Annotated in this window: 1 protein-coding gene; it reads right to left on the reverse strand. The window is 69.2% G+C overall.

Features of this window, described 5'->3' with window-relative positions:
- Positions 1-252 precede the first annotated feature (252 nt).
- Positions 253-626 (reverse strand): amidohydrolase family protein (locus N864_RS22900; RefSeq protein WP_034723047.1); only part of this gene is annotated, 374 nt, incomplete at its 5' end.

Consider the following 626-nt stretch of genomic DNA (forward strand, 5'->3'; position numbering starts at 1 on the left):
AGAGGTCCCCGGACAACCACTCGCAACCGCGCTCAGTGGCAGCGAATCGACGAGGATCGATAGGGTCGTGGCGCGTTCTGCATACAGTTACGGCCATGCCTGAAGAGAGTTGCCTCCGAGCAGCGCGGGTGAGGGTGAGCCATCGGGTCGGGTCAGGCTGCGATCCTTGGCCTCTCGAGAGAGTGGACGGCGAGGGGCGCCGATCCCAGTCAGGGGATCGACGGCTCTCCTCCTGGTGGCAGCGATTTGCGGTCAGACGTGCCCTGGGGCGGGACCGCGATGGACGACGCGGCCCGCCTGGATGACGGTCCGCTCCGCGGACGGTGACCACAGGCAGTCGCCGTCGTCGAAGGGGTTGCCCTGCAGGACAAGCAGGTCCGCGATACCACCCGGCGCGACCCGTCCGAGGTCGGGCCTGCCGATGAGACGCGCGTTGCGGGAGGTGGCCGAGCGCAGCAGCTCGAGCATCCCGGTCACCTCCGCCTGCAACCGCAGCCCGTTGAGCTGCTCCGCCTCCAGCACACCCATCAGGTCGGTGCCGAACCCGATCGGCACCCCCGCGACAGCGGCGATCTCGATCGCCTCGCGCCCGGCGTCGAGGACCTCCCGGTTCTTCTCCCGCGAGA

This window comes from Intrasporangium chromatireducens Q5-1, from assembly GCF_000576575.1.
Taxonomy (GTDB): domain Bacteria; phylum Actinomycetota; class Actinomycetes; order Actinomycetales; family Dermatophilaceae; genus Intrasporangium_A; species Intrasporangium_A chromatireducens.